The organism is Shewanella chilikensis (assembly GCF_002836945.1).
GTDB lineage: Bacteria > Pseudomonadota > Gammaproteobacteria > Enterobacterales > Shewanellaceae > Shewanella > Shewanella chilikensis.
This window is the reverse complement of the sequence record NZ_NIJM01000004.1, coordinates 41,452-67,037: the sequence shown is the minus strand read 5'-3', so window position 1 is coordinate 67,037 and position 25,586 is coordinate 41,452. Positions and strand designations below refer to the sequence as shown.

Here is a 25,586-nt window from a genome sequence, read left to right as displayed (position 1 = left end):
TTAGCTTACTATGAAATATATTTAATTTGTTTTAGCCAACAATGCCATTAAAGAGAGTTGCCTGGAAAAGAGAACTGTAATAGCCATTTGACATAATTCCAATGTCAGAATTTTCGTACATTAATAGGGATTTTTCTTAACGATATTCTTTAAACAAGTCTTTATAGTCTGCCTAAACTATCTTTGGGAGGCTGTCAATGGATTTCAGAACTTACCGAGAGTTGGCATTAACAGCTGAACCAGGTTGGGGGATAGCTTTTCTGAAACAACATAAATATGAAATTTATCATCAGACACTCTACTGGCTGATGGATACTGGACTCCATATTTCAAAAGACGAGTTATACGTTGAGCAGTTGGCAGGTTGTGACATTATTTTTTGTCGTTTACACCCTTTTCGCTTGGAGAGCTTCTTAAGAAGCCAAGATATTCCACTTTACAAGAGTGACAGTGAGTCTCGTTGGGTTTTACCTCAACCTATTTTGCCATATCATTATCGTCGTTGGCGAGCCTCTTTGATTATGACATTAGATTGATTTGTTAATCTTACTTTTCTTAAGGTTATTTCAGTATGCTCCTTGATTGAAAATTGATAGAAATGGCAGTCCGATGACTGCCATTCTCACAATTATGCTTTTAGTGATATTACTTGTAAGTCAAGGTGAAGGTGGCCGTGGCATCAGCTCTACCTGGAGTGACTTTGGATTCAGTTTGGATATATCTTGCCTTCAGTGGAATGGTAAAAGTTGTTCTATTGTTATTTAATAAAGTATAATTTAAAAGATTTCCAAATTTTATATATTGGTTAAACCCATTGGAGAACTCGGCAAGCTGAATGGCAACCCCTTTAGCACTATTCGTTGTTGACTTTATGCTCATAATTCCTTGACTATTATCGATTATGCTTGTATTCGGGGATATGGATACGCCCAAGATGTTTTTAGTGTAAGTTCCAGTATTGGATGCACCAGTAGTGTAATTATAGTAGGTATTATTGCCATCATTGAGGGTGCCGTAAAACCTCGGACAATTAGTTAGCCTGATAGATGCATCGACCCAGTCTGTTGTTGCTCCGGTTGTGGTTAACTTATCCCCTATTTTATGTTGTCCCATGGGAACATTTACATTCGAAACATTGCAAGTTTGTGATACTATATTGATGGTGCCTTGTATTTTAACTCTTGCCCATAAAAAATTTGTACCGGGTGCTTTGAACCTTATAATACCGGTAGGTAAGTTCATCCCTCTAATTGTACCAGGCCGTACATTTCCTGTTTTAATTAACAGCAAAGTTATATGAGAATTATTATAGCGGTAATCACGATTTATATTTTCTTGGGTGGGAGTTTTAAACTTCTTATCACTTGGGAATGGACTGTTATTAGCAGCCATCATTACACCAATTCCTGGTACTCCAGTTTGATAAATGGTGGCTTGCGGATAAGGCCCTCCCTTCCACGGGGAAGCTGAGTATGGTCGTGAGCTATAGCTATGTTCTATATAAGCTTGATATGAAATGTTTGAAGCATTGCAATATGCTGATAGCGTTTGTCCTGACAAGAAATTCTGCTTAAAAATAACAGTACCATTAGGCATGTCAGGGTTAACTGTTAAATTGTTAACAGCCAAAGGCATTTGGGAATCAATAAAATTTGAAGTTCGCGAGCAATCGACGGCTTCAACCATTTTAGGTTGCATCACAAGACTTAAGAAAATAAAAAAAATACCAATAAATTTTTGTATATTATTCATTTAGATTCACCAGGTTCTTTAAGCTAAACTGACCCTTATTGTTGGTAGAGTTATTTCTAATGACAAATTGAGTTGAGTTTATGAAATCCATCTTGTGCTTCTTCATTGATTTGATAGTCAATTGCGCAGTTTTCCAGTTCAGACCATTGGATATTCAATTTTCCACTATTTTGCTCAACTCTGGCATAGAGTATGCCCCCTTGGCCTACAGTGCCAATATGATTATTTTGACTATCTGTAACATAAGCCCCAAATGGCAATGGCTTTCCGTTATAAGTTGCTTTGACTAGAATCAAACTACCTTGCTTGGTCTTATAGCTTAACTTCACCACAGCTCCTGCATGAGGGGCTACTTTTTGAGAGGTAGACTCCAATTCGACCCCGGCCGGGGTTCCTTTTGGATCGATATTAATTTCATTTATCTGATAAGGTTTCAAATAAGGAACTGCAGCATAACCATTGCTATCAAGATGAATGCCAGGATATGCAGATACACTTGCCCCCTCAGCACCTATAGCCTCAACTAAAGCAAAGGTGTTTGCCACATAGGGTGTTAGAGTCAATCCGCCTGAGTGAGCTATGATAGTGCCATTTATCCCTGCAGCAGCGCTGTTGTAGTTATCTCCATGGCTATAACTACCAGTCACTGTGGTTGCATGCCCCCGATAATTGGCGTTTAGTGAATGACTGGTTCCGCCTTTATCCGTTTTGGTAATAGTTGCTCCATAACCTAATTGACTCTCTGCACCATATACACCTGATACTGCTAACTGTTGGCTATTATCGCCATTGGTGTTATGGGAAAGATCTACCATCATCTGTGGCGAAAAGTTACTTTTCCCAAGGGGTAGACTCAAGCTCAATAAATAGTTGGTTTCTTCTGTTCCTATACTGGAAAAGCTACGGTTTATACTCAAACCATAAGACAAAAATTTATAACGGTTATTGTATCCAAGTTGGTACTGTTTCTCAGTTCCTTGTTGGTTCCAATAGTTTTGTATTGAACCGCTCAGGTAAAATTGGCCCCAATTTTCGGGCAGGCTCTGTGCTGCTGTAATAGTAAATCGATTCTTTGATCTGGAAATCAAATCAGGTGAATAGCCTAAAGAGACTGCATCACGGGTTTGCATTGCTGTCATAAAGTCCATATATCCATCGGTTGAGAATCGATATGCTGCCAATGATAGATTGGTATTTGTTTCGCTGATGGCCTTACTGTAGCTTAGTCGATAACTTTGTCCTGTTATATTTTCTACTTTTTTATTAATATCCATAGGTTCAACGCCGTCTCCTAAGCGGGTTCTTGCGTGGGTAATATCCATAGCAAATGCACCGATAGAAGAACCAATTGCGCCACCAAGTTGCACGGCGTAATAATCGTCACTGGCCTGAAATCCACCATAACTAGTGAAGGCATTATTAACACCATATTGATAAGTTGCCTGATAAATATCAGGATCACTTAATAAGTTATCACTATGAATTTTACCTGCTGTAAATTCATAATGTATTGTACCCGGCCTTAACAACTGAGTTACAGAAGCATAAGGTACTTTAAATGAGTGTTCACTGGCATCGGATTCTCTAACAGTAACAACAAGATCCCCACCAAATCCGGTAGGATAAAGATCGTTAATCAGAAATTCACCTGGAGTTACATTAGTTTCGTAAATGATTTGATCATTTTGGCGGACAAAAACTCGTGCGTTCGTTTTCGCTACCCCCCTTATTTGAGGTGCGTAGCCTTGCTGAGACTCAGGTAACATTCTTCTATCGCTTGCCAAATGAAGGCCAACAAAAGGTAAGGTATCAAAGACTTGCCCAGAAGTATTTGATTGTCCGACTAAAGCACTACTTCTCCATGAAGGGATATCACGTTGTATATATGTATTGATAGCGTTATAGTTCTCTCTTCCCCCTTCAACAGAAGAGTAGTTACCATTATGTCTTAGTTGCCATGCCCCAATATTGATTCCTGTTCTAAAGTTTGCAAATAAAGAGTTGTAATCTTCACCATGGGAACGGCTGCTGTAACCATTGATATTGTATCCAAAAATACCGGAGTTGATGCCTTCATCCCATAGTTCAGGACTAACTTCTCCCCTTGCTTTATTGTACAGATACGCTTGAGGAAGAATAATATCAAGGTGTTGAGTTCCGCTATCATAGTTAACGTTTGCCGTGGTGATATAACTTTTCAAGTCAATGCATGAGTCGATGTTTTTATCAATGGATATGGGTAATTCATCTGGATTGAGTTGAATATCTTTTATCAAGTTTCGACTCAGGCATGGGTATACTTTTTTATTATTGTTTACCTTGAATTCAATATTGTAATACCCAAGTAATATCTTATTGATATATACTGCAGATTTATAATTACCAGGAAGGTCAGATGCGCCATCTTGAAAATAGCTTAAATCGAAGCTATCTGATCCAACCATATTCAATAGAGATGAATCAAAGGTAACGCTAGTAGATGATGCGCCAACAGATGTGGAGGTCTCAGCAAGAGTTATCCTACAACCAAATGATAGTGTATAGCTAACGACTAACAGTGTAATGAAATTACTTATTGATAACTTTTTCAATTTGACCTCGATTTAGTTATTTGGCTAATGCTAATATTGTTGTCCACATTAGCCTGATAATTATTTAACTAAATATTCCAAAAGTTTCATGGCGCCATAATCATTGATATAAGTTGCTTCAATTTTATTTCCAGCTTGATTAGGTAATTGGAAATCCAAAGATGAATATGGTGATACCATCTCGCCATCTATTTCTTTTTTATTGGATACAATTTTTGCAAAGGAAATATGGAAAGGGGTTGGGTTATCAACTCTTACAGTGTCATTGTCAAGTCGGTTGAAACTAATCTTTTCCATAGAGTCCTTAACATCCAACTCTAATGAAATTGGTCGGTAAAACAGCTTTATTCTTGTTCTAAATGCCATTTGTATATAATTTTCATTGCTTTCGGAACTTGGCTTGGCGGGGATTTCAAGTACGTTTAGCCAAAATAAACTCTCCCTATCAGTTGGAAGAATATCTCCTGTGTAACGTATTCTTAGATTTTGTCCATTATCTGGATCAATTCTATTAACTGGAGGAGTAATGATAAATGGAACATTGATAAAGTCAGGCTTTGTATCAACTTCACCGCTGTCAATCCAACTTTGAACCAACACTGGATTATTTCCTCTGTTATCCAGTTTTACACTCACCTCATTCGCATCAGAAGGGTAGATTACACGAGTGCCAGTAATGACCACACTGGCTAATGCTTGTGGTGCAACTCCTATAGTAAATATTAATGAAACTATAATTAGAATAAGGTAAAAGAAGCGAAACACAGTGTTGTCCTTTTTGATGATAGGGGGGGGAGCTCCCCCCTCTATATCTCTATTTAATAAAAGGTTTACTTATATTGGATTGAATAAACTACTGATGAATTAACTTTACCAGCAGTTACTGCATTCTCAGCATAATATTCTACAGTGTAAGGCAGTTGAGCCTTACCTCCGGCAGTGGTCGGCAAGTTGACATAAGTGTTTGATGTTGTTTGAGTCGAGTCGCCAACTTTGATTGCTGCATCAGATGAAGCGTCACGTAACTGCAATGTCACGTTACTTGCGGCATTAGTTGGCGCTGTATTTTTAAGACGACCAGTTGCTATATTGACTGCCGAGCCCGACTCGAAGAAAGCAGAACCCTGAGTCATAGAATCTAGTGCAGTACACTCACTTAACTCAATGGTAAAGCTGGTTTTCCCGGCGGTATTACCAGCCGATTGAAGTTGGCTATTACTGACAGTTGGCAGTGTTACAGTGGCGTTGCTAGTGCCATTAACCGTAGCATTACAAGTGGCTCCAGTGATTTCACCAACGAATTGAATTTGACCTGTTGATGCTGCATTGGCAGTTCCCAAAGAAGCATAACCAGCTAAAGATACCGCTAATACAATTATTTTCTTCATATGTTTACCTATTAATCCTTAAGATTTAAAGAATAGGTGGTATGCGCTTGTATACTTGCAGAATTTAGAAACCTAGGTAAAACCTAAAATCTCAAAATAAAATTTTGAGCTCTATATTATTCAAGCTAAGCTCGAACCACTTCGAAGGTGATACTACAATTAATTGTTGCTAATATGAAAGGGGGAGGGGGGTAGATCGGAAATAACATTAACCCTATAGGAAAAGTCCTACAGGGTTTGTTGTTGTTGAACTGGGCTTTATGTTTTAGGGACACTTTTTTGAGTGTTTGGTTATTATTATATTGTCTTGGGTGCGATTTAAAATGTCTGTATTTAATCCTTATGCTATGCTGGCGTACTGTAAAAAGCAAGCTTGATAAGTTGTTGATACAGAGAATGTCACAATATAAGTCAGTGACAGCTTATTATTTAATCACAATAGCTTTTACTTAACTCAATCAATAGTATTGTGCCATTTCAATAATTTTAAAGTTTTAAGTCTGTTTTAGAGCATAAAATCCATTGGTTCTCTTTTCTCTGAGTTTAGATATGCTTTTATATCTCGAGCAAGGTGTTCCAATGAATCACTGAGCGAAACCAAAGTTACACGGGCTTCCTCTATGGTTTCCGCATGTTCTAACTGCTCGCAATGTTTGACGATGGAGGTAGCTGAGATAATCTTTGCCGCACCTTTAATTTTGTGGGCTACGCTTTTGCTATCATCTTCATCCCCCTTATTCAGTGCCGTTTGTAATTTTATTAAATCTGCCTCATTGGCATTTAACAGTTCCAGCAATAACTGCTCTGTTAGCTCCAGGTTTCCGCCAGTTAATTTGTCCAAAGTGCTTGGCAGGAAGCTAGGCTTGAGCGGTTCTTGCTCGAGCACCAGGTGGAGGTTATCCAAGGCTTTTTTCAACTCAGCTAAACTGATAGGTTTAAACAGGCAATCATTCATGCCTGCAGAGATACAGGCTTTTTTGACTTCCAATTGGGCATTGGCTGTGTAACCTAAGATAATCGCCGGTGAAAGATTACGGCTTTGTTCCAATTGTCTTAGCTTGCGGCTAAGCTCATAACCATCCATCTCCGGCATATTGCAATCGGTAATGACTATTCGATAGGGGTGTAGGTTGAAGAGATGGAGAGCTTCCTGACCATCGTTCGCTTCATCAATGCTGTGCCCCAGATATTTAAGTTGCTGTGACAACAGCAGCCTGTTGGCCGGATGATCATCCACTATCAACACATGCTGCACTTGTGCCGTAGGGATTACATCTGAGGAAGGGAATGTTGGGCTTTCTTCAGCTGCAGCTTCATTGGTAACTTGTAAAGGTATTCGGATATTGATACAAGTCCCCTGACCCGGTTCGCTGACCAAGTTAATTGAACCGCCCATCATTTCACACAGGGAGCGACATATGGGGAGCCCCAGACCTGTCCCTCCTTTATTATGGGCACCATTTTGAACCTGAACGAAAGGTTTAAATAAGTCTTGTTGTTCCTCTATTGGCATACCTGTTCCAGTATCAGCGACTTTGAAAACCAGCTCGGTTTGACCTTTGGAATTTTGCGATTTAAGCGCTGAGAGGCAAACATTACCTTGGTCGGTGAATTTAATGGCATTACCAATTAGGTTGGATAAAATCTGCTTAACCCTTAGAGGATCTAACAGTGCATACTTAGGTAGTTCAGGATCCATCTCAAGTATTAATTGTAAGCCTTTTTGAATCGCTATACCTTCGAAGATACGAATTACAGAATCCAGAGTTTGCTTCAGCTCCGTCTGTACTGGGTTCAAGCTTAGCTGTCCTGCCTCAATTCTAACTATATCGAGAATATCGCCTATGAGTTCCAGTAGTCCTTTGGCTGAATCATAAGCAACACGAATAGACTTAAAATCATACAGATTTTTCTGAGATCGTTTCATCGATAGCTCCAGCAAGCCTATAATCGCGTTCATAGGTGTACGTATTTCATGGCTCATGGTTGCCAAAAATTGAGTCTTGGCGACACTGGCTTTCTCTGCCTGTTCCTTGGCCAAGTTTAACTGTTGCATTAATTCGACGCGGTCGCTGACATCTATCCATCCACCTATAATACCCTGGATCTGATTTTGTTCGTTTTTATAAGGTCGGAACCAGTGGTAAACATCAATAAGTTTTCCATCCAAATATATGCGCCTGTCTTCGTAACATGCTCTGTTTTCACTAATAGCTTGGGTATAATTTTGATCTATCAAGTGAACATCACTTAGCCTATCACTGTGTTCCAACACAGTTCTATTTATCAAGTCATGAGCTGATACTTGGAAGAATTGTAAATAACTTTGGTTGCAGAGAATTAGTTGGCGTTCTGTATTACGGACATAGATAGGGTGGGGAATACTGTCGATCACCTCTTGCATAAATATAAGTTGTTGTTGTAGTTTCTTTTTAACCATAAGCCGTTTTATATAGTGGCTGCGGGTAAACCAGGCCCAGATTAAAGATGCAGTAATCAATAGTATTGCAGCAACAGTAATTGAATAAATAGTATATTTGTAATCGCGCCAAGTCTCTTGTCCGGGAACGGCATTGCTGCGCCATCTATTCCCTATAGATTGCAATTCATCGGCAGGGATTATGGCCAGAACCTTATTGAGAATACTGATTAATTGAGGGTTGCTCTTACTCGTGGCGAAGGCCGCAGTTGCCGGTGGTAACTCGTCAATAATGCCTTGTATTGCAAGTTTGTGCCCATAATAGTGATTGACATAGTAGTCTGCGATTCCAAGTGGAGCTATAGTGGCATCTACTTTACCTTTTAAGGTGGCTTCCAGGGCATCCATGTAGTTGCTTACTTCTACCACCTCTATTTGTGGTAACACTTTAGGCAGTATTTCCGAGGAGATATGTGCTACTGGGAGGGCGATTTTTAAGTTGGTTTTTTCCTGATTGAAGTGAAGACCTTTTTGGGAGATAAAAACAAAAGGCGCATTAGAAAATTCTTTAGTGAATATCAGTTCTTTTTGGCGCTTATCCGAAGGAGATAACAAAGCTAGATCGGCACTTTTATCTTGCAGACGCTGCTCAATTTCATGGAAATTTTGTGTCTTGATAATGACGGTATCAATTCCGCTATAAAGCTTGATGATCTCCAAAACGTCAGCCGCGTAACCGTGTAACCTGTCATTCTGATCAAAATAGGTCATAGGTGCATTGAACTTATTGGCCGCAATTCTTATCGGTTGATGTTGCTTTAGCCAAGCCAGTTCCGTTTCGCTCAGATCCAGATCGAGCTTTTTTCTGGACAGATTCAGGCCGCCTCCACTCCAACGTTTTTTGATGGCCCAATGTTCACTTTCCGGGAGTTGCTTCAATGCTTCATCTATTATTTCTTTAAGTTGCTGTTTATCATTACTTAAGGCAAAGCTTAAGCCTTGGGGCTCAACGGGCAAAAATTTCGTTATCCGCAACTTCTTGGCAAAATAGTTGTTAACTATGTAGTTGGCTGAGAACAGATCCATGATTACGGCATCAGCTTTACCGAACACGGCTGCGGCTACTGTTTTTAGTTTGGAGGGATATCGAGTGATTTGGGCTTTGGGGAGAAGGGGGGCAAGGTCGACCTCCGGCAGATAATCATAAGGCATAGCAATATTGGTTGGAGTCTGCTCTGCAGCTAGTTTTTCTGAAGTGCATAATACAGCTTGATTATCGACATAAGCCTGACTTAGCAGCAACCCTTGGGATGCTTCGTAACCGGAGGCCCCGGTTAGCAGATCCAGTTTACCGGCCTTGATAGCTAAGATAGCGTCCTCTTTGGTATTGAATAAACGTAGTTCTATTTTGAGCTTAAGGGCTTCAGACAAAAGCTGCAGGTAATCGGCACTCAAGCCCTCATAGTAGTCACTGTTACCATCCATGGTCATATCGAATGGTGGGTTATCCGGAGTAACAACTCCTACTCGGATACTTTGCTGTTGTTGTAACCATTGCCACTGCTCATCGGTCAGGATTATCCTAATTTTACTCATGCCGGCATGGCCAGAAATGCCTGGAGTATTCAACTCTGTCCCATTGACCTGCTGTGAAACTAAAGATAAAAAAATCAATATTAAGTAGAGCGCCTGGATAAGAGGGGCTTTTTTCATATGATATGGTTTCTCTTGGATATTTCGATAAGATCGACCAGGGTACGGGCGTTAAGCTTTTCCAGTAAACGAGTCTTATATGTACTTATGGTTTTATTGCTGAGTAACATGCGATCGGCAATCTCTTTATTGGATAGGCCGTGTGACAACTGTTGAAGTACCATCATTTCTCGACCAGATAGTTGTGCCAATTTATCTGACTCCGGCAGTTGTTTATTTTGTTTATGATGGATGAAGGCGTTATTTGGAAAGTATGAATATCCGGATAATACTGCTCTCAGCGCTCCCAGAACCTCTGTTAGATCCTCTTGTTTAGAGACAAAACCAGAGGCTCCGGCCTGTATGCAGCGGGTGACAAAATATTCAGAAGGCTGTGCCGTCAGTACCAGTATCTTTGGTGGTAAATCCAAACTATTCAATCGGTTAATAACCTCAAGACCATCTAGTTGTGGTATGCCTATATCCAGAACAACGGCATCAGGTTGGTGCTCTCTTATGAGTTTTAGCGCATCTACTCCATTATCTGTTGTGGCTGTGACATGAAAGCCATTTTGCTCGAGTATGATTTTTATAGCCATAATCACTACTGGATGGTCATCGACAACAATAATGTTCTTCATATTATAAACTTCTGTCCCTCTAATCATTCCAAATCAATTGTTACAGAATAATTTTCATATGTAAGTAGGATGTTTCCTACCGAACTTTCAGCCTTTTCTGTTGGGTTTTGCATTTATTATAATATTAGCGGACTTATATTATTTCAAAATAAATTAGGAATAGTGTGAGAAAGACCATTTACGGTGTGTTGGCGTAAATTTAGCTATATAGGATTTTATATAAACTTAATAAAAGAATTCTTAGTTATTTTTACTGATAAATGATGCTAACTGCTATTTATATCCATATCAGTTTTTTTGGCTTAAATAATGAAGAAATGCAAGGTGTTGGTGCTTGAGGATCATCCTTTTCAACGCACTGTGCTGGAGCACAACCTCAAGTCGTTAACTTGTGTGGAAGTCTTCAGCTTTGGCTGCGCGACAGCCGCTTTTTCCTGGCTACAGCAGCATAGGGAAGTCGATATCGTAATTTGCGACTTGATGTTGGCTGGAACCGATGGTTTGTCTTTTTTGCGCCAGGCTAGAGCCAGGTTCAAGATCCGTGGGGTAGCCCTTTACAGTGATGTCGACAAAGATCTGCGCCGGGCTGTCTCCCAGATGGTTAAACTGTTGGGGTTTCAGTATCTTGGTGATTTAGCCAAATCACCGACGATTGAAAACTTGAGCGCTATGATCGAATGTTATCGTGAACTGAACGAACCGCAGACGGTATCACCTGAACCAGAACTGCTTCCAAATTGGTTCTCTTTGAATTTCAGAGATTTTAAGGAAGCGGTCACTGAACATCAGTTCGTTGGTTTCTACCAACCCAAGTTCAGTGTCACGGATTTACAAATAGAAGGAGCGGAAGTCTTGGTGCGTTGGCAGCACCCCGTGTTCGGGTTGTTACATCCTAATCTGTTTATCGAACCTCTCATTCGTTATGGCTTGCTGGATGAGATGTTTCTCCAATTATTCCGTCAGGGGATTAAATTGCAAAAGCGATTGTTGGAACAGAACTATCGCTTATCACTCGCCTACAACCTGGACATTTCCCAATTAAACTCCACTGAGCTCGTATATCAAATCTCCAAATTGATCCGGGATTATAAACTTCCACCGAAACTGGTCACTATAGAGATAACGGAATCAGGCCTTATATTGGCGCCGGCCCTCAATATGGAAAATTTAATCCGTTTACGCATGCTAGGATGCGAATTGGCGATAGATGACTTTGGTGCTGCTTATTCATCTTTGGCTCGCCTGTGTGAACTTCCTTTTTCGCAAATGAAGTTGGATGCTTGTTTTGTGGCCGGTCTGGATACTGAGCCCAGATGCAAAGCTGCGATATCCAGTGTGATAGCATTATCTGACTCGCTCGACATGCAGTTGGTTATCGAAGGTATTGAAACGGCTGCCCAGCTCAAGCTATTGCAAAACCTCGGTTGCAATCTGGGCCAGGGGTTTTACTTTTCTCATCCATTGAGCGAGGCTGACTTTTGTAAACACTTCTTACAAAATGAACTTTTAAGGCTTCATGGTTGAATTTAGCGCCGCAATAAGCTGCTGGCGCTGCACTTTGAGCCCCTCGGCAACCTGTTGCGGCCAGGGATAATAGTGTCTCGGGCGCTTAAAGCGAGCCAGCTTGTCTGCCAGGAAGGCGGTCAGTTCGGCTTCGCTCGGCGCCTGTGAGCCTTGATAACGCAAAATGGCGGCCGGCAGTAAGCCAAACTCAGGGTTATCTTCACCAAAGACGATGGCATCCAGGATGGCAGGGTGCTGTTTCAGCGCCGCTTCCACCTCTTCCGGTTGAATATTCTCGCCGCCGCAGATAAACATATTGTCGACCCGCCCCTGAATATGCAGTAGCCCATCCTGACTCCAGAAGCCTTTGTCCTTGGTGCAAAACCAACCGTCTTGGGTCTCTTTAACTATGCTGCCATCCGACTGCAGGTAACCCATAAACAGGGTCTCGCCCCTGACCCAGATAACTCCCTGTTCTATTTTGAGCTCGCGCCCGGGTAACAGGCGGCCACTGCTGCCATCGCTGCGGGCCATTCCCGTGGTGATCTGCGAGCCCATCTCTGTCATGCCGTAACTGGTAAAGGCTTTCACCTTCAAGGGGGATAGCCTGTCCAGCAGGCCTTGGCCTATGGCGCCGCCGCCGAGTAGCAGGCACTTCACTCCCATAAGGCTTTCCGGGCTGTCGTCCAAAAGGCGTTGCAACTGGGTGGCCACCAGCGAGAGATGAGTGATGGCATCACGCCTCAACTGCGCCGCCATAGTCAGCTTATTGTCCGGCAGCACCACGGCTGCGGCCGCCAGGGCGCAGCGATTGAGGATTGCCAGGCCACCGATATGGAACAGCGGCAGCGAGAGTAACCAGGCATCACCACTCGCCAAAGGAATCAACTGCCGACTACCATTGGCGTTGGCGATATGGTTGTTAAGGCAGTGGACTGCGGCCTTGGGGCAGCCACTGGAGCCCGAGGTAAGAATAATATTGAGCGGCGTATCGGCCGAGACAGTGGCTATCTCGGCTGGGATACAATTCGATTCGAGAATGGCAAAATCCGCCTGCACTCGGGTGATATCCCGCGTTTGCCAAAGCTTATTCCTGGCATTATCCGGACACCAGATAAAGCGAATATGTAAACGTTCAAGCAGCTCCTGGAGCTGACTATCCGGAAACTTGGGTGACAGCGGGCAAAAGAGCAGCCCCAGATCCAAACAAGCCCAATACAACAACATCAGCTCGCGGCAGTTAGCGGCCACACAGGCCAGTTTATCCCCGCGCTGCAACCCCAAGGCTCGAAGCTTAGCGCCGAGCGCCAATACTTGCCGGCTTACTGCCTGATAACTATGGCTGATACCGCCCTCTACCAAGGCGACGGCATCCGGAGTCTGTTGGCCACTGAGGTGAAGGGGCGAGTAGGTCATGTGCTTTCCTGTTACTGAAATTGGGGGTTGCAGAGGCTGTCAGAGCTTGGCGGTTACAGACAGGGCCATTGACCCAAGAGTTCCAGCTCAGCAAAGTCCAGACGGGGCTTATGGCCTTGGCCGACGATAATATCGCGTCCGAAAGGCGCCAGAGTATCCAGTCCGGGGGCTTCGTTGGGGGTCAAGAGGGCACTGACCGCCTCCAGATCGGCAATTCCCAGAGAAGATTCCAGGCTGGAACTCAATAGGGCGCGCACGCCGGCCGCTTCGGCCTGTTCGATCAGGGTTTGCAGTCTGGTTAAGCTGCCGAGCAACATCGGCTTAAGCACCAGCGCCGTGAGACCGCTTGCGAAGTCATTGCAGTCAGGTACAAACTCACTTTGCAGCAGAGTTTCATCCAGGGCATAGCGGATCCCTGTGGCCTTGAATAGGGCAGGGTTATCGTCGGCGCGGCGGCAGGGTTCCTCAATATATTCAATGCAGGCCTTGGGCAGACAAGCGCAAAAATCCACAGCTTGTTGATACTCAAAGCCCTGATTGGCATCCAGCCTGAGTTTGAGATGAGGTTTGGCGGCCAATACAGCATGGATCAGTCTGAGCTCTTGCTCCATGCTGGTCTGGGCGACCTTGATCTTGGCTCTGAGAACCGTATCGGGAAGCGCCGCCAGCCTTTGTTGCAGTAGCGCCAGTGGCTCTTCTTCCCTGTGATAGATGAGTGGAATGGTTTCAAAGGCCGGCCAACGCTGTGGCAGTTGTCCTTTGAGTTTGGCATCGAGCAGACTTAGCCCCCAGGCGAGCGAGGGATACTGACAGGCATCGGCCGCCTGACTCAACTTAAGTTCTTTGGCGGCCAGTGCTGGCATCAGCGCCAAGGCTGCTTCTGTCACCTCTGTCAGTGATTCACGGCTGAACCCCAGCAGTGGCTCGCCGTTGGCATCCAGGCCGCTCAAGGGGGCGACTTCCACAAAATGTTCTTCATTGCCGCAACTGGCCTTGATAACCAGCCCGGCTCTCTGTTCGATTCTTTGCTTGCCCACAGGTAGTGAGGTTTCCAGCGGCAGCCTATAGCGGGCCAGTGACAGTGAGTCTGGATGCATCATTCACCCCTTGAAATCGCGTTCAGGGCGCCTTTGAGCGCCATGGCAAAAGCGCCGGGTTGGGCCTGATGGCTATTATGGCCCGCATCGGCAATGGTATGCAGCTTGAATCCGGCTTGCGGCTGCCAGGCCTTGGCAAGAGCGCTAAACTTGGCATCCAGATCCCCTAGGTAGTAGTGGCTTTGGCAGGCAAGCTTGGCCGGCACTTGGCGCAGATCCTGTTGCAGTGCCAGTGAGGTGGCCTGGTAACAGTTAATTAGGCCCAGTGGCTGCTGATGGCGGCGTTTTTCGATTAAACCTTCTCGCTCGGCGCTTGATAGGTCGGCAAATACCGCTTGCTGATACCAGAGGGCCAGCACTTGCTCAATCGGCATAGTGTTAAAACGTTCGGCCCACAGCTTATCGGCCATCGCCCTCTGGTGACGTTCATCATGGGATAACAGGCCAGGATGACAGGACTCAAGATGCAGGCTCAGCAGTGCTTCGGGCCAGGTTTGCGCCAGATGCAGCGCGATACGGCCGCCAAGCGAGTATCCCAATAAGTGAAAACGTGGGATGCCAACCTTGAGCAGTGTATGACGCAGCAAGGCAATACAGTCATTGAAGCCTGGGCTGTCGATTTGGATATCACCGCTGCGGCCATGGCCCGGGAGATCGACCGCAATACAGTAGTAGTCCTGACTCAGGTGCGGCAGCAACTCGTGCCAATCATGGCTGCTACCGAGAAAACCGTGCAGCAGCACCAAAGGCGGCTGGGTTGCTGAACCCTGAGTCGTTGTGGCTAACATTAGCTTTGCTTTACCCATTGGCCTATGCTGGCTATCTGGTCGCTGGCCTGGGTTTGGCTGACGCAAACCTCAATAACCGAGGCGCCGTTATAGTTGAGCGCTTCACTGTAGGCATCCATAAAGCCCTGGAAGTCTTCCACCCTATTGTAGGGTAGGCCAAACATGGCCGCGCCATAACCAAACTCCAGCCCGTGGCTTAATCGGTAATAGTGAGCCCTTACTTGCTCATCTGGTACCGGCAGAATATTGAAGATATTGCCGCCATCATTGTTGAGTATCACTATCACTAATGGCCCCTGAGCCTGGCGTGCCAATGCCAGAGAGTTGAGGTCGTGCAGCGCCGATAGATCGCCGAGCACCAAGGTGGTGGCCTGGCCCTTGTGGTTGGCGACGCCGCAGGCACTGGCCAGCAGGCCATCTATCCCCGAAGCACCGCGGTTGGTATAGGTGATGGCGGCGCAGCAACTGATGGGCGCGAACATATCATAAAGCCGTACCGGTAAGCTGTTACCGATAAACAGCTGCTGCTCACCGGTGCGGGTTGCCGCTATGGCTCTTATCACCTGAGCCTCACCGAACTCGCCGTTATCGATTTGGCGTACAAAGAGCTCATTGAGCGCCTCATTCTGGGCGGTGAGCTCCAGCGCCCAATTGGCGGAGGACGAGCGTGGCCACTCAAGGGCGGCTATCTGTTGCAGCTCTGCCAGCCAGATCTGCTTGGGTTTATGGCTGGGATCCAGGCGCATCTGCTGCGGCAATACTTGCCAATATTGGTGCCAGTTCTGCTGTTCCAGATAACTTATCAAGCGTTTCGACAGCAGGCGTCCACCAAACACCAGTGCCCGGTCGGCCTGTTGCAGCAGGGCTCGGCCCTTGGGGTTGAGCAGCAGTTGGTCGACATTGCCTATCGCGGCAGGATGTTGGCGCAGCTGAGACTGGGCATCTGTCAGCAGCGGCCAACCGAGTTTGCTGGCCAGTTCGACCAACTTTTGTGGATTATCGGCACTGTCCAGAGTGCCGGCGATGATAACCCCCTTGCCGTGAACAAAACGCGCCATGGTATCCCAACTTGGGACTTGTCCCATGCCTTTGGTGGCATATTGGTTATAGGGTGTGCTTGCCTGTTGCCAGCTCGCCAGAGGTTGCAGGTAGTGCTCTATGGCTTGGCTTCTGGGGGCATCCAGGCTGCTTGGGTAAAGCGGCTCACGATACATACAATTGATGTGGACCGGCATGCTTTGGTTGGCCACGGCTTCATCAATCTGAGTCAGCAGTGCCTGAGGGGCTATGGCCAGATCCGGTGTCGGCAGGTTCAACTGCTTGGCATATTGGCCGTATATTGCCGGTTGGAGTATGGCTTGGTTGGCGCCGCAAGCTATCAGCTCCGGCGGTCTGTCGCCGGAAAGCACGACCAAGGGGACTTGAGTCAACCAGGCCTCAACGATGGCCGGATACAAGTTGGCCACGGCTGTTCCCGAGGTGGTGATAATGGCGACCGGAGCCCGACTGGCTTTGGCGAGTCCGAGTGCCATAAAGCCCAGTCCTCGCTCATCGAAGTGCAGATGTTGTTTCAGTTTGTCCTGGCGGGCGGCTGCCAGCGTCAGAGGCGTGGAGCGCGAGCCCGGCGCCATGCACACATGCTGAGCCCCAAGGCGTGCCAGTTCTTCAAGTATGAGGGAACCCCAAAGGAGATTGAGTTCGGCGTGAGAATTGATTTGCATAAACAGCTTACCCAGTATCGAATGCTCATTAGTGTACCGCTTTTGGCAACGCTATTGTATGAACTCTTGGGCAAATCTGTCTGTATACTTCAAGTCGTAAAGAGCAGGCTGAGATCCTGTTTAGATTGTTATCACAAGTCTACAGCAAGGTCCCGCTCACCAAACGCAACTGTGAACGAATCCATTCCAGATCCGGGTCTTGTTGGCCGCTGGGGCTAAGCAGTGTCAGTGTCAGTGGCTCAGTGACATTGAACAGCCGGGTGGTTTCCATTTCCGACAGCTTGCAAAGGTGTAACAGGGGCTCTTCGCCCAATAGATCGAATACCGCCTTATAGGGCACCAAGGCCACCGCCTGTGAGGCTTCGAGATAGGCACTCAGAGATGAGATCCCGGTGATAGTCATCTCAACATTCAGATCCAGATTGTTGATCCGGCAGTAGTCTTCAAATGGGCTAAGACTGTTGGGCCCAAGGCCCAGATCCGTATTGATATAGGGATATTCGGCAATGGTTTCCAGGGTTAGCTCACGGGAGAGCAGCGGATGATTTTTGTTGCAGATAAGGTAGAGGCTATCCAGTTTTCTCAGGGCTTCTATCTGTAATTTGCTGCCGATAGCTTGCAACTCTTGAGGGTAATGGCAACTGCAGAGTCCTGCACTGATGTTGCCGTCTATTATCCCTTGCAATGAGTTGCAGCCCCAGGAGTTCAAATTGATATGCAACTGCTTGTTCTGTTGTTTAATGGCCTGCATCAACGCCTTGGGGTAGGCGTAAGAGATAAGCCCAGGGGTGACCAGCTCAAAGTTTTTGTTGCCTGCAAATGCTGGATTGCCAAGCTGATTGAAGCCCTTGGCACAGTTCACTATTTCTTTTGCAATAGGGTAAACCTTGGCCGCAAATTCATTGGGAATAAGGCCATATTTCTTTCTTAAAAATAGTTCGTTACCAAAAATAGATCTGGCTGTTTTTAAACAACGGCTTATTTTAGGTGCGGGTACGTTTAAAAGTTTTGAAACGTGTGTTGCAGATTTGTTCTCGTATAAGCTAACAAGAATGGAAAGACTTAAAATATCCAGTTTTTCAAAGTCAATATGGTTCATCTGCAATACTCCTTTAGTGGTACATCCGACATCTATATTAACCTGTTTTTTCAGAAAGAATAATTTTATTCGAAGCTATTTCCGATTCTGTATTCTAGATCACTAAATGCTGTTTTTTTGACTGATTCAAGGAGGTTTGTGAGAGAGATTCTCATTAACTCTGTATATTTCAAATAGTGAAATAGTGCATTTTCAAATATCGCATTGTCTAAATGCTATTTCTAATTTTTAGCAGTATGTTTTCTGCAAAATGGTAATGTAGTCAATGTCTTATGTTTTGAACTTTCAGTCTTTTCCTCAACGGTTATTTGATGGTGATCAAAATTCATATTGCTGTAGATAGTAATAATTCAACTGCGCAATTAAGCGTATTAAAACTAAAAATGATGTTTGGAGGGTTATTATATGGATACTTCAGTTATTCTAAGTTATGCCTTTATCTATTTCGTGCTTTTTATTGCAGTGCCATTCGTGCTGGTGGTATTTGTAATGACTTGTATCAAGTTCTTTAAGTCAGACGAAAAAAACGCCGAAGAGATAAAGCTCAAAAATCGGTTCTTTGACAAGCAGAGTTTAGACTTTTTTAAATCTCTGAAGTCTTTAACCAATGGTCGATACGAAGTTTGTAGCAATGTGGCGTTGGACTCAGTGGTTGATATTGACCCACATGCGACCGCGAGTCACTCGCGCCTGGACTATGTATTGATAGATCAGAATTCTTCAGAAATAAAAATGGTAATTTCAGATTTCAGTGATGCTGAAAGCGCCAACTCAAAGAGCCTACTCGAAAAGCTCAACGTTCGCCTCATCGATATGAAACGCTCTAATCCTCTGGATGCACAGCACCTTGAGCAGATGTTGACGGCTTAGGCTGCAATAACGGGTGGCGGTTTAGACCGCTACCCTTTAGTCCCTGTTATATCCAATTGAAAGTGAGGACCCGAGATGTCCAGTATTCGATGGCGTGCAATATTAGGCGCGGCCTCTATGACCTGTTTGTTGGGGGTAAGCGGCATTGCATATGCCGAGACCGCGTTGAAAATCAACAGTGATCCCTGTGTGAAGTGTCACAAACGCAATGGCTTAATGCAGGGACACCATGGTCAGGATCAGCTCAATATGAGTTGCAGCACCTGTCATGGGGAAAAAGGAAAACATCCAAGAAAACCTAATGATTTAAGAGTTTTTACTCCTCAGGAAGGGATTGCTCCTGCAACCCAGAATGCCACTTGTCTCAAGTGTCACCAGCCACAGAAATTGGCTGAGAAAGAGTGGACCCACAATGTTCACGCCGACAAGTTGAGCTGCGCCGCCTGCCACAAGCTGCACCCGTTGGACGATCCAATGAAGCAAGCAACTGGCACACAGCACAGCAAGCTGTGCCGTGACTGTCATACGGTCAACTAAGGGGTAAGAGTAATGGAAAATTCCAGAAGACGTTTTTTAAAAGGGGGCTGTGCCCTGATGGCCGGTGCCTCTCTCTATCCATTGAGTGGCAATGAGGCGGTTGCCAGCGCCGATCATGACTCTGGCATCAACTATGCCCTGCTCCATGATGAAACCAAGTGTATTGGCTGTAATGCCTGTAGTGATGCCTGCCGGGAAGTGAACCAGGTACCTGAAGGGGTTTCCCGGTTGGAGATTATTCGCACTGGCCCATATGGTGAATACCCGAACCAGTTTTACCACTTTAGCCGTAAGTCTTGTCAGCACTGTGAAGACGCGCCTTGCGTCAACGTTTGCCCAACCGGTGCGGCGTTTAAAGACAAGAAAACCGGCATTGTGACTGTGGATGCCTGGAAGTGTGTTGGTTGCCAGTACTGTATTGCGGCTTGCCCCTATCAGGTGCGCTTTATTAACCCGGTTACCAAAGCGGCCGACAAATGTGATTTCTGCCGTGAGACTCAACTCAAGCAGGGCAAACAGCCGGCCTGTGTAGAAGCCTGCCCAACCAAGGCTTTGGTATTCGGTAACCTGAAAGATCCGAGTTCAGAAGTGGTGCAGATGATTCGGGCCAACCCAACCCAGAGATCCAAGGTTGATCTCGGCACCCGGCCCAAGCTGTTCAAGATTGTGGCCAAACAGGGGGAGATTAAGCTATGAGTCCTTTTCATTTTGATACTTTGGTTTGGCACTGGCCCATTGCGTTTTATCTGTTCTTCGCCGGGGTATCGGCGGGCGCCATGTTCTTTGCCGTATTGCTGAAAAACCGTTGCCTGAAACAGGATGCCTGGCGTTCCGGCTTTGTCCAGGCCGCTTGTTTGGTCGCCCCACTTACTGTGATGGCGGGTTTGGGGATCTTGGTCATTGACCTGACCAAGCCGTTCCATTTCTGGAAGATTTTGGTGTTCTATAACCCCACTTCGGTGATGTCCATCGGGGTGATGATCCTCATGGTCTATATGGTGTTTATGTTCGCCTGGATTGCCATGGTGTTCCGTCAACCGATAGATGACTGGTGTGAGCAGCGCTTCCCCGTGGTGCTCAAAGTGACCGGATTTTTGGCCAAACATGAACCCAGTTTAACAGGTTTATTGGTGATCTTGTCTCTGGCGCTGGGGGCTTATACCGGCTTCCTGCTGTCGGCTCTGCCCGGTTACCCCATGCTGAAGAATCCGGTATTACCGCTGCTGTTCCTGATCTCCGGTCTATCTTCCGGTGCGGCGGCGTCTCTGCTCGGTGGTGTGCTGCTCAAGGGTAACCCCGATGGCAAAGAAGTGCACTTTATTCACAAGATAGAGATCCCACTGATCCTGGTGGAAATTGCGGTGATCTTCACCTTCTTTGTCGGGCTGGTGCTTACCGGTGGACAAAGCAAGGTTGCGGCCTTCAATGCCATAGGGGAAGGTTTCTGGGGTTGGGTGTTCTGGCTCGGTATCCTGGGTTGTGGTCTCTCTATCCCATTAGCCATGAATCTGTTTATGACCGCCACGGCCAAGCGTAAATGGTCTTATGTGGCAGCGACAGCAACCCTGAGTCTGTTGGGGGTCATTTTGCTGCGCCACTTCATCCTGTACACAGGACAAATGACGATTGCTTAACCCCCATAAAAAGGAAAATGTGATGTTGAAAAAAATGCTTCTGATGATGGCTCTGGGTTTCTCCGGTTCACTGCTGGCAGCCCCAATAGCTGATTCTCACACGGAAATGTCCGGCTGCGAAGCCTGCCATAAAGATGGTTCGCCTTCCGCCGATTATGCCTTTGAAAACGAGCAATGTGCTTCCTGTCACGGTGATATGAAGTCGCTCGAAGGTGAGGCACACAAGAAACATGATGGCGTGCTCAGCTGTACTGACTGTCACACAGCTCACGAAGAAAAAGACCCGGCAGCGGGTTGCAAAGACTGCCACTAATAAGAGGTTAAGGAATGCGGCGGCTTTGCAGTCAAGAACAAGCACCGCCGCATCCTGAAGCAACGTTATTACGTTGCAGACAAGGAAGTGATTGGGCAGGAAGCCACTTTGTTATTGCGCTTTTGACGCATTTCCCGATCCTCCACGGGACTCGCCACCTATTGAGCACGCGGGTGGCTTTTCTTGGTTTTAGCTCACTGATTATTAATCCACTCGCTCATCACCACATGGGTTTTAATCTTCACTATCTCGGTATGAGTATCGATATACTCGCGGATCTCATGTAGTCGTCGCATGGATGGCGTTTTGACAAACACCAGCAGATCCATGTCGCCGGAGATACCATGGCAGGTCACGACTTCCGGAATGGCATGAAATACATGCACCACATCGCTGCAGCGGGGGCATTTGTGTTGAATTTCAAAGTAGGCACTCACAGCTTCTTTTTGGGATTCGCTGAGCAGCAATTGGTAACCACGGATCACCCCATTTTGCTCGAGCTTCTTGATCCTGTCCGAGACGGCGCTGCGGGACAGTGACACTTCGGCTGCCACATCTGAAATGCTCCGGCGGGCGTTTTTTTTAAGCGCATTAATGATTGCTTTATCGAACTTATCCATGCTACCTGACGTTTTGTGTGTTTTTTGCTGATTTGCCGTCATTTCGTCGGCTTAAAAGCCGTATTTGACGGAAACGAATGACAGAAATTCTGCCGGAGAACGACTATACTGGCGCCATTCAAGATACTGATAATTTAGCAGATGAATCAAGTTACAGGAACTATCGGACGCTGGCAGGGTGCTGGCTTAATGGCCACCACATTGTTGGGTACCGGGGTGTTTATTTTGCCACAGATGACAGTCGCCAAAGCCGGTAGTGGCGCCTTGCTGGCTTGGGCTCTGTTGACCCTAGCCATTATTCCGGTGACCTTGGTGTTTGCCCGTTTGGCCAGCCGTTTCCCTCACGCTGCTGGCCCCGCTTATTTTGTCGAACGAGCCTTTGGCCGTACCCTGGGCCGCACCATAGGCCTGAGCTTTTTGATGGCTGTGCCTATCGGCGCGCCCGCCGCCATTTTGATGACTTTCCAATTCGTTAACGCCTTGGTTCCCGTGTCCGGTTGGGTGCAGGTGGGCTGTGAACTCTTGGTTCTGCTCGGGCTTTGGCTACTCAATCTCAGGGGCATTCAAGTGTCGGCCAAGGCGCAATTTGCCCTGACACTGGGGATTGTTGCCGTGGTGGTGATGATGTTCGGCGCCGGTGGTGCCAAGGCAGGTGAGCTGGTGTCTTTGACCGCTCATTCCACTCCTGACTATGACGGTGTGATGCTGGCGATAGGCATTGCCTTCTGGAGTTTCCTCGGCGTGGAGGCCATGACTCACTTGGCCAACGATTTTCGGCGCCCGGATCGGGACTTGATTCCCGCTATGGTGATAGGGGTGATTTTGGTCGGTGCGGTTTATCTGGTCTGTACCTTGCTGTTATTGCTGGTGGAAGTGGATACCAAGGTCGCCATGATAGGCGCATTCGATACCTTGCTCGGCGGATACGGTGCTCAGGTGATAGGAGTGCTGGGTATTGCCAGTGGTCTGGCGGCAGTGAACGTCTATGCCGCCAGTGTATCGCGGCTGCTTTGGAGCTTCAGTACCGAGGGAATATTGCCGGCCTGGTTCCGTGAGCGTAACAGTTATCAGGTACCGGTCAGGGCTTTGTCGGCCGTGCTGGGGGTGATGGGGCTGGTGATAGTGCTGACCTATATTTCAGGCCAACAACTCGAGCAGCTGATTGCCTGGAGCAACGGGGTATTTGTGGTGATCTATCTTTTGTCCATGCTGGCTGCCATTCGCTTGCTGAGCAAACGCTACCTGCCTTTGGTACTGCTAAGCTGCGCGCTTTGTGTCTTGTTGGCGTTTGCACTCGGCAGCGCCATGGCCTACGCCCTGGGGTTGCTGTGTGTGCTGGCCGTATTGCTAACGTTGCAGCAGCAGTGGCAGAAACGCCAATTGCCGCCGGTGATCCCTATGCAATAAAAGCGTGCAATAAAGCATGCAATATAGGACGGGCTCAGTTTGTGCCGCCAGTCATGGCTTGGTTGCGCAGCTGGATCAGCTCAGAGTGTTTGAGATACAGCAGGTCGGCACAGCGGCGAATGATCTGGTCTTCGTAGCGGCACAGTTCGCCGTCGGCATAGGCCACACGCCACATCGCCAGGATCAGCTGCTGCTTCTGATCAAGGGTAAAGCTATCATTGATGGCTGAGGTGAACTCAAACAGTGAAGTGGCATCGTGACGGCTTTGTTTCGCCTCAATTATCAGCTCGGCCGCTGCTTCGGTGGCGATACCCAGCGTTTGTTCAAGGAGTTCGGGTAACAGCTGGGATTCGGTGCCGGACATCTCCTCATCGGCATAAACCACTTCCAACAACATGCTGGCGGCTGCCAGTTCCAGTTGTTTCTGTTGTTCCTGCGGGGACTGACTTTGTTGGTGGGCATTCAAAAACTGCTTGAGCTTGGCGATCATAGGCTTCTCTTGTCAGTTGGTTCAGTATAGGTTCTAAACGTGTCGGGCCACGTGGTTTGCGGTTTGGAGCCGGATAAAATCCGGCCCTGCCGATGCGCGCTTAAACCGAGTGGCCACACTTTTTAGACGTTATCAGTGGCTGCAGGTTCCCACTGATAGTACGGGCTGCTTTACAGCAGTGAGCCCAATCCTTTAGTCAATAGATCGGCTGTGCCTTCACCGCCGCTGCTTTGCAGGTAGTTTTTGACTATATCTATCATGGGTGCTGCCAGCTCTTTGGAAATTCCCAGCTTGGCAAAGGCATCATAGACCATGGCGCTGCCCTGTAGAGAGTTACCCAGGTCTCCGGCTTTGGACAGCAGGCCCGTCATCCCTGAGTTGCCATCCAGTTTGGGCGCCGCGGCCAGCAAGCCATCAATACCGGGAATGCTGTCGGCAATAGGGGAGAAAGATTCTTGCCCCAATGAGGTCTTGGCCAGTCCTAGTAGACTGCCAAGGCCACCTTCGGCCTGGGTTTGAGTCAGACCCAGCTGTGACATCACGGTGCCAACCAGTTCACTGTTTTGAGTGGTGGTCTGGTTATTGGTAGCCGTATCGTTTTGGGTCTGGGTGTTGTTGGTGAGTTTGTCGAACCAACCGGCCTGCGCTGGTGTCGCCAACAGTGAGCCCATGATTACGGCTGCTGTGATATAAGCTTTCATTTCTGCTTTCCTGTGCATATAAAAGGTCTTCTGGGGCCATATTCTAGTCTTATCTCAGGCGTTGATGCACGGCTTTTGCGTGACAGGCGGTCGTTTTGCTGTATTTCATTTGTGCATTGGCGTGGGAATTTGGGTATCCTTGGCGTCTATCTTGATCCTTTAATTACAACCTTTTTGGGAAAGCTGCATGTCTCTGTCTGCCATCCTGACCGAAGCTTATAACTTCTTCCGTAATCATATCGTTCAGCTGGCAATGCTGACCGTTCCCTTGCTGCTACTGCAGGTGGGTATTCAAATGTGGCTCGGTACCGAGTTGCAAAGTGCCGATCCTGAAAACCCACAATTCGGTACCCCTCATATGCTGGCTGTGATCGCCTTGATGGTGATCTTCTCTGTGCTTATTGCGGCCTTGACACTATTTATGGAACTGCGTACCGAAGGAATGCAGCCCAGTACGGGCCAGGTATTAAAGTCCAGTCTGGCATTTGTGCCGGGGTTGATGTTGGCCGGGGTGTTCTCCGGCATGGCGATTGCTGCACCGACCATGATCCTGGCAGCCATTGGGCCGGTATGGATCCTGGGGATGGGGATTAGTCTGTATCTGTTTGCCCGCCTGGCTTTTGTTAACTTTATGGTGGTGGTCGAGCGTCTGACCCCGCTACAGGCGATTAAGGCCAGTTTTGAGTTCAGTAGCGGTCTCACCGGCAAGACAATCTTGGTGCTTTTGAGCTACTTTCCGCTGCTTATTATAGGGAGTGTGCTGTCGCAACTGGGGCAGGCAGGTGGTATGCCACTGCAGTTGGTGGTGGATACCTTGGTGGCTTTCATTGGTTTGTTCGTCAATGTGGCCTTATTCCGCCTCTATCGCGTTGCCCGCAAGGGCTAATCATCAACTCTCTGCCGGCCG

23 protein-coding genes are annotated in these 25,586 nt (G+C 46.7%); 9 read left to right on the top strand and 14 right to left on the bottom strand.

Annotation, left to right across the window (positions count from 1 at the left end; translation table 11 throughout):
- Positions 1-197: 197 nt before the first annotated feature.
- Entirely contained in the window at positions 198-536 is a 339-nt protein-coding gene (locus CX651_RS19800) for a hypothetical protein (protein ID WP_146225983.1), read from the top strand.
- A 109-nt stretch (positions 537-645) separates the two neighbouring features.
- Here the strand turns inward: CX651_RS19800 and CX651_RS02385 are convergent, their stop codons facing one another.
- The 6 genes from CX651_RS02385 to CX651_RS02360 form a co-directional block, all read right to left on the bottom strand.
- Complete coding sequence (locus tag CX651_RS02385) at positions 646-1,752, bottom strand: fimbrial protein (RefSeq protein WP_101053205.1); 1,107 nt, start codon at positions 1,750-1,752, stop codon at positions 646-648.
- A 56-nt stretch (positions 1,753-1,808) separates the two neighbouring features.
- The gene (locus CX651_RS02380; protein WP_146225984.1) at positions 1,809-4,343 is read right to left on the bottom strand and encodes a fimbria/pilus outer membrane usher protein; all 2,535 of its coding nucleotides are present in this window, start codon (positions 4,341-4,343) and stop codon (positions 1,809-1,811) included.
- Between the two features lie 60 nt (positions 4,344-4,403).
- Complete coding sequence (locus tag CX651_RS02375) at positions 4,404-5,108, bottom strand: fimbrial biogenesis chaperone (RefSeq protein ID WP_198552041.1); 705 nt, start codon at positions 5,106-5,108, stop codon at positions 4,404-4,406.
- Between the two features lie 65 nt (positions 5,109-5,173).
- Entirely contained in the window at positions 5,174-5,731 is a 558-nt protein-coding gene (locus tag CX651_RS02370; protein ID WP_101053199.1) for a fimbrial protein, read from the bottom strand.
- 505 nt (positions 5,732-6,236) lie between these two features.
- Positions 6,237-9,863 (bottom strand): ATP-binding protein, encoded by a 3,627-nt coding sequence (locus CX651_RS02365; protein WP_101053197.1) that lies wholly within the window; start codon positions 9,861-9,863, stop codon positions 6,237-6,239.
- The gene (locus tag CX651_RS02360) at positions 9,860-10,483 is read right to left on the bottom strand and encodes a response regulator transcription factor (RefSeq protein WP_101053195.1); all 624 of its coding nucleotides are present in this window, start codon (positions 10,481-10,483) and stop codon (positions 9,860-9,862) included. The genes CX651_RS02365 and CX651_RS02360 overlap by 4 nt, the downstream gene beginning before the upstream one ends.
- A gap of 309 nt (positions 10,484-10,792) precedes the next feature.
- On the opposite strand from CX651_RS02360, the gene CX651_RS02355 reads away from it, so the two are divergent.
- Entirely contained in the window at positions 10,793-12,007 is a 1,215-nt protein-coding gene (locus CX651_RS02355) for an EAL domain-containing response regulator (protein ID WP_101053193.1), read from the top strand.
- On the opposite strand, the gene menE is transcribed toward CX651_RS02355, so the two are convergent.
- The 5 genes from menE to CX651_RS02330 form a co-directional block, all read right to left on the bottom strand.
- Positions 11,990-13,402 (bottom strand): o-succinylbenzoate--CoA ligase, encoded by a 1,413-nt coding sequence (gene menE, locus CX651_RS02350; RefSeq protein WP_101053191.1) that lies wholly within the window; start codon positions 13,400-13,402, stop codon positions 11,990-11,992. The genes CX651_RS02355 and menE overlap by 18 nt on opposite strands.
- A 53-nt stretch (positions 13,403-13,455) precedes the next feature.
- The gene (gene menC / locus CX651_RS02345; RefSeq protein WP_101053189.1) at positions 13,456-14,499 is read right to left on the bottom strand and encodes an o-succinylbenzoate synthase; all 1,044 of its coding nucleotides are present in this window, start codon (positions 14,497-14,499) and stop codon (positions 13,456-13,458) included.
- Positions 14,499-15,287 (bottom strand): 2-succinyl-6-hydroxy-2,4-cyclohexadiene-1-carboxylate synthase, encoded by a 789-nt coding sequence (gene menH, locus CX651_RS02340; protein ID WP_101053187.1) that lies wholly within the window; start codon positions 15,285-15,287, stop codon positions 14,499-14,501. The genes menC and menH overlap by 1 nt, the downstream gene beginning before the upstream one ends.
- Positions 15,287-17,008 carry a 2-succinyl-5-enolpyruvyl-6-hydroxy-3-cyclohexene-1-carboxylic-acid synthase gene (menD, locus tag CX651_RS02335; RefSeq protein ID WP_101053185.1) on the bottom strand — a complete coding sequence of 574 codons (1,722 nt, stop codon included), beginning with the start codon at positions 17,006-17,008 and terminating at the stop codon, positions 15,287-15,289. The genes menH and menD overlap by 1 nt, the downstream gene beginning before the upstream one ends.
- Positions 17,009-17,147: 139 nt before the next feature.
- Positions 17,148-17,870 (bottom strand): LysR family transcriptional regulator substrate-binding protein, encoded by a 723-nt coding sequence (locus CX651_RS02330; RefSeq protein ID WP_224866838.1) that lies wholly within the window; start codon positions 17,868-17,870, stop codon positions 17,148-17,150.
- Positions 17,871-18,512: 642 nt separating this feature from the next.
- Between CX651_RS02330 and CX651_RS02325 the strand changes: the two genes are divergently transcribed.
- The 5 genes from CX651_RS02325 (at position 18,513) to CX651_RS02305 (ending at position 21,461) form a co-directional block, all read left to right on the top strand.
- Positions 18,513-18,977 (top strand): hypothetical protein, encoded by a 465-nt coding sequence (locus CX651_RS02325; protein ID WP_101053181.1) that lies wholly within the window; start codon positions 18,513-18,515, stop codon positions 18,975-18,977.
- Between the two features lie 75 nt (positions 18,978-19,052).
- Positions 19,053-19,514 (top strand): cytochrome c3 family protein, encoded by a 462-nt coding sequence (locus tag CX651_RS02320; RefSeq protein WP_039035724.1) that lies wholly within the window; start codon positions 19,053-19,055, stop codon positions 19,512-19,514.
- A 12-nt stretch (positions 19,515-19,526) separates the two neighbouring features.
- On the top strand, positions 19,527-20,210 hold the full coding sequence (locus tag CX651_RS02315) for a 4Fe-4S dicluster domain-containing protein (RefSeq protein WP_025010745.1): 684 nt from the start codon (positions 19,527-19,529) through the stop codon (positions 20,208-20,210).
- Positions 20,207-21,148: a cytochrome c nitrite reductase subunit NrfD gene (nrfD, locus tag CX651_RS02310; protein WP_101053179.1), complete on the top strand. Its 942-nt coding sequence runs from the start codon at positions 20,207-20,209 to the stop codon at positions 21,146-21,148. Before CX651_RS02315 ends, nrfD begins: the two co-directional genes overlap by 4 nt.
- 22 nt (positions 21,149-21,170) lie before the next feature.
- On the top strand, positions 21,171-21,461 hold the full coding sequence (locus CX651_RS02305) for a cytochrome c3 family protein (RefSeq protein ID WP_025010747.1): 291 nt from the start codon (positions 21,171-21,173) through the stop codon (positions 21,459-21,461).
- Positions 21,462-21,655: 194 nt separating this feature from the next.
- On the opposite strand, the gene CX651_RS02300 is transcribed toward CX651_RS02305, so the two are convergent.
- On the bottom strand, positions 21,656-22,081 hold the full coding sequence (locus CX651_RS02300; RefSeq protein WP_028780007.1) for an Lrp/AsnC family transcriptional regulator: 426 nt from the start codon (positions 22,079-22,081) through the stop codon (positions 21,656-21,658).
- Positions 22,082-22,222: 141 nt separating this feature from the next.
- On the opposite strand from CX651_RS02300, the gene yjeH reads away from it, so the two are divergent.
- Complete coding sequence (gene yjeH / locus CX651_RS02295; protein ID WP_101053177.1) at positions 22,223-23,488, top strand: L-methionine/branched-chain amino acid transporter; 1,266 nt, start codon at positions 22,223-22,225, stop codon at positions 23,486-23,488.
- Between the two features lie 34 nt (positions 23,489-23,522).
- On the opposite strand, the gene CX651_RS02290 is transcribed toward yjeH, so the two are convergent.
- Complete coding sequence (locus tag CX651_RS02290) at positions 23,523-23,978, bottom strand: tellurite resistance TerB family protein (protein ID WP_101053174.1); 456 nt, start codon at positions 23,976-23,978, stop codon at positions 23,523-23,525.
- Positions 23,979-24,148: 170 nt separating this feature from the next.
- Positions 24,149-24,679, bottom strand: a complete 531-nt coding sequence (locus CX651_RS02285) for a DUF2780 domain-containing protein (protein WP_101053173.1) — start codon at positions 24,677-24,679, stop codon at positions 24,149-24,151.
- 187 nt (positions 24,680-24,866) lie between these two features.
- On the opposite strand from CX651_RS02285, the gene CX651_RS02280 reads away from it, so the two are divergent.
- On the top strand, positions 24,867-25,565 hold the full coding sequence (locus CX651_RS02280) for a hypothetical protein (RefSeq protein WP_101053170.1): 699 nt from the start codon (positions 24,867-24,869) through the stop codon (positions 25,563-25,565).
- Positions 25,566-25,586: the final 21 nt, after the last annotated feature.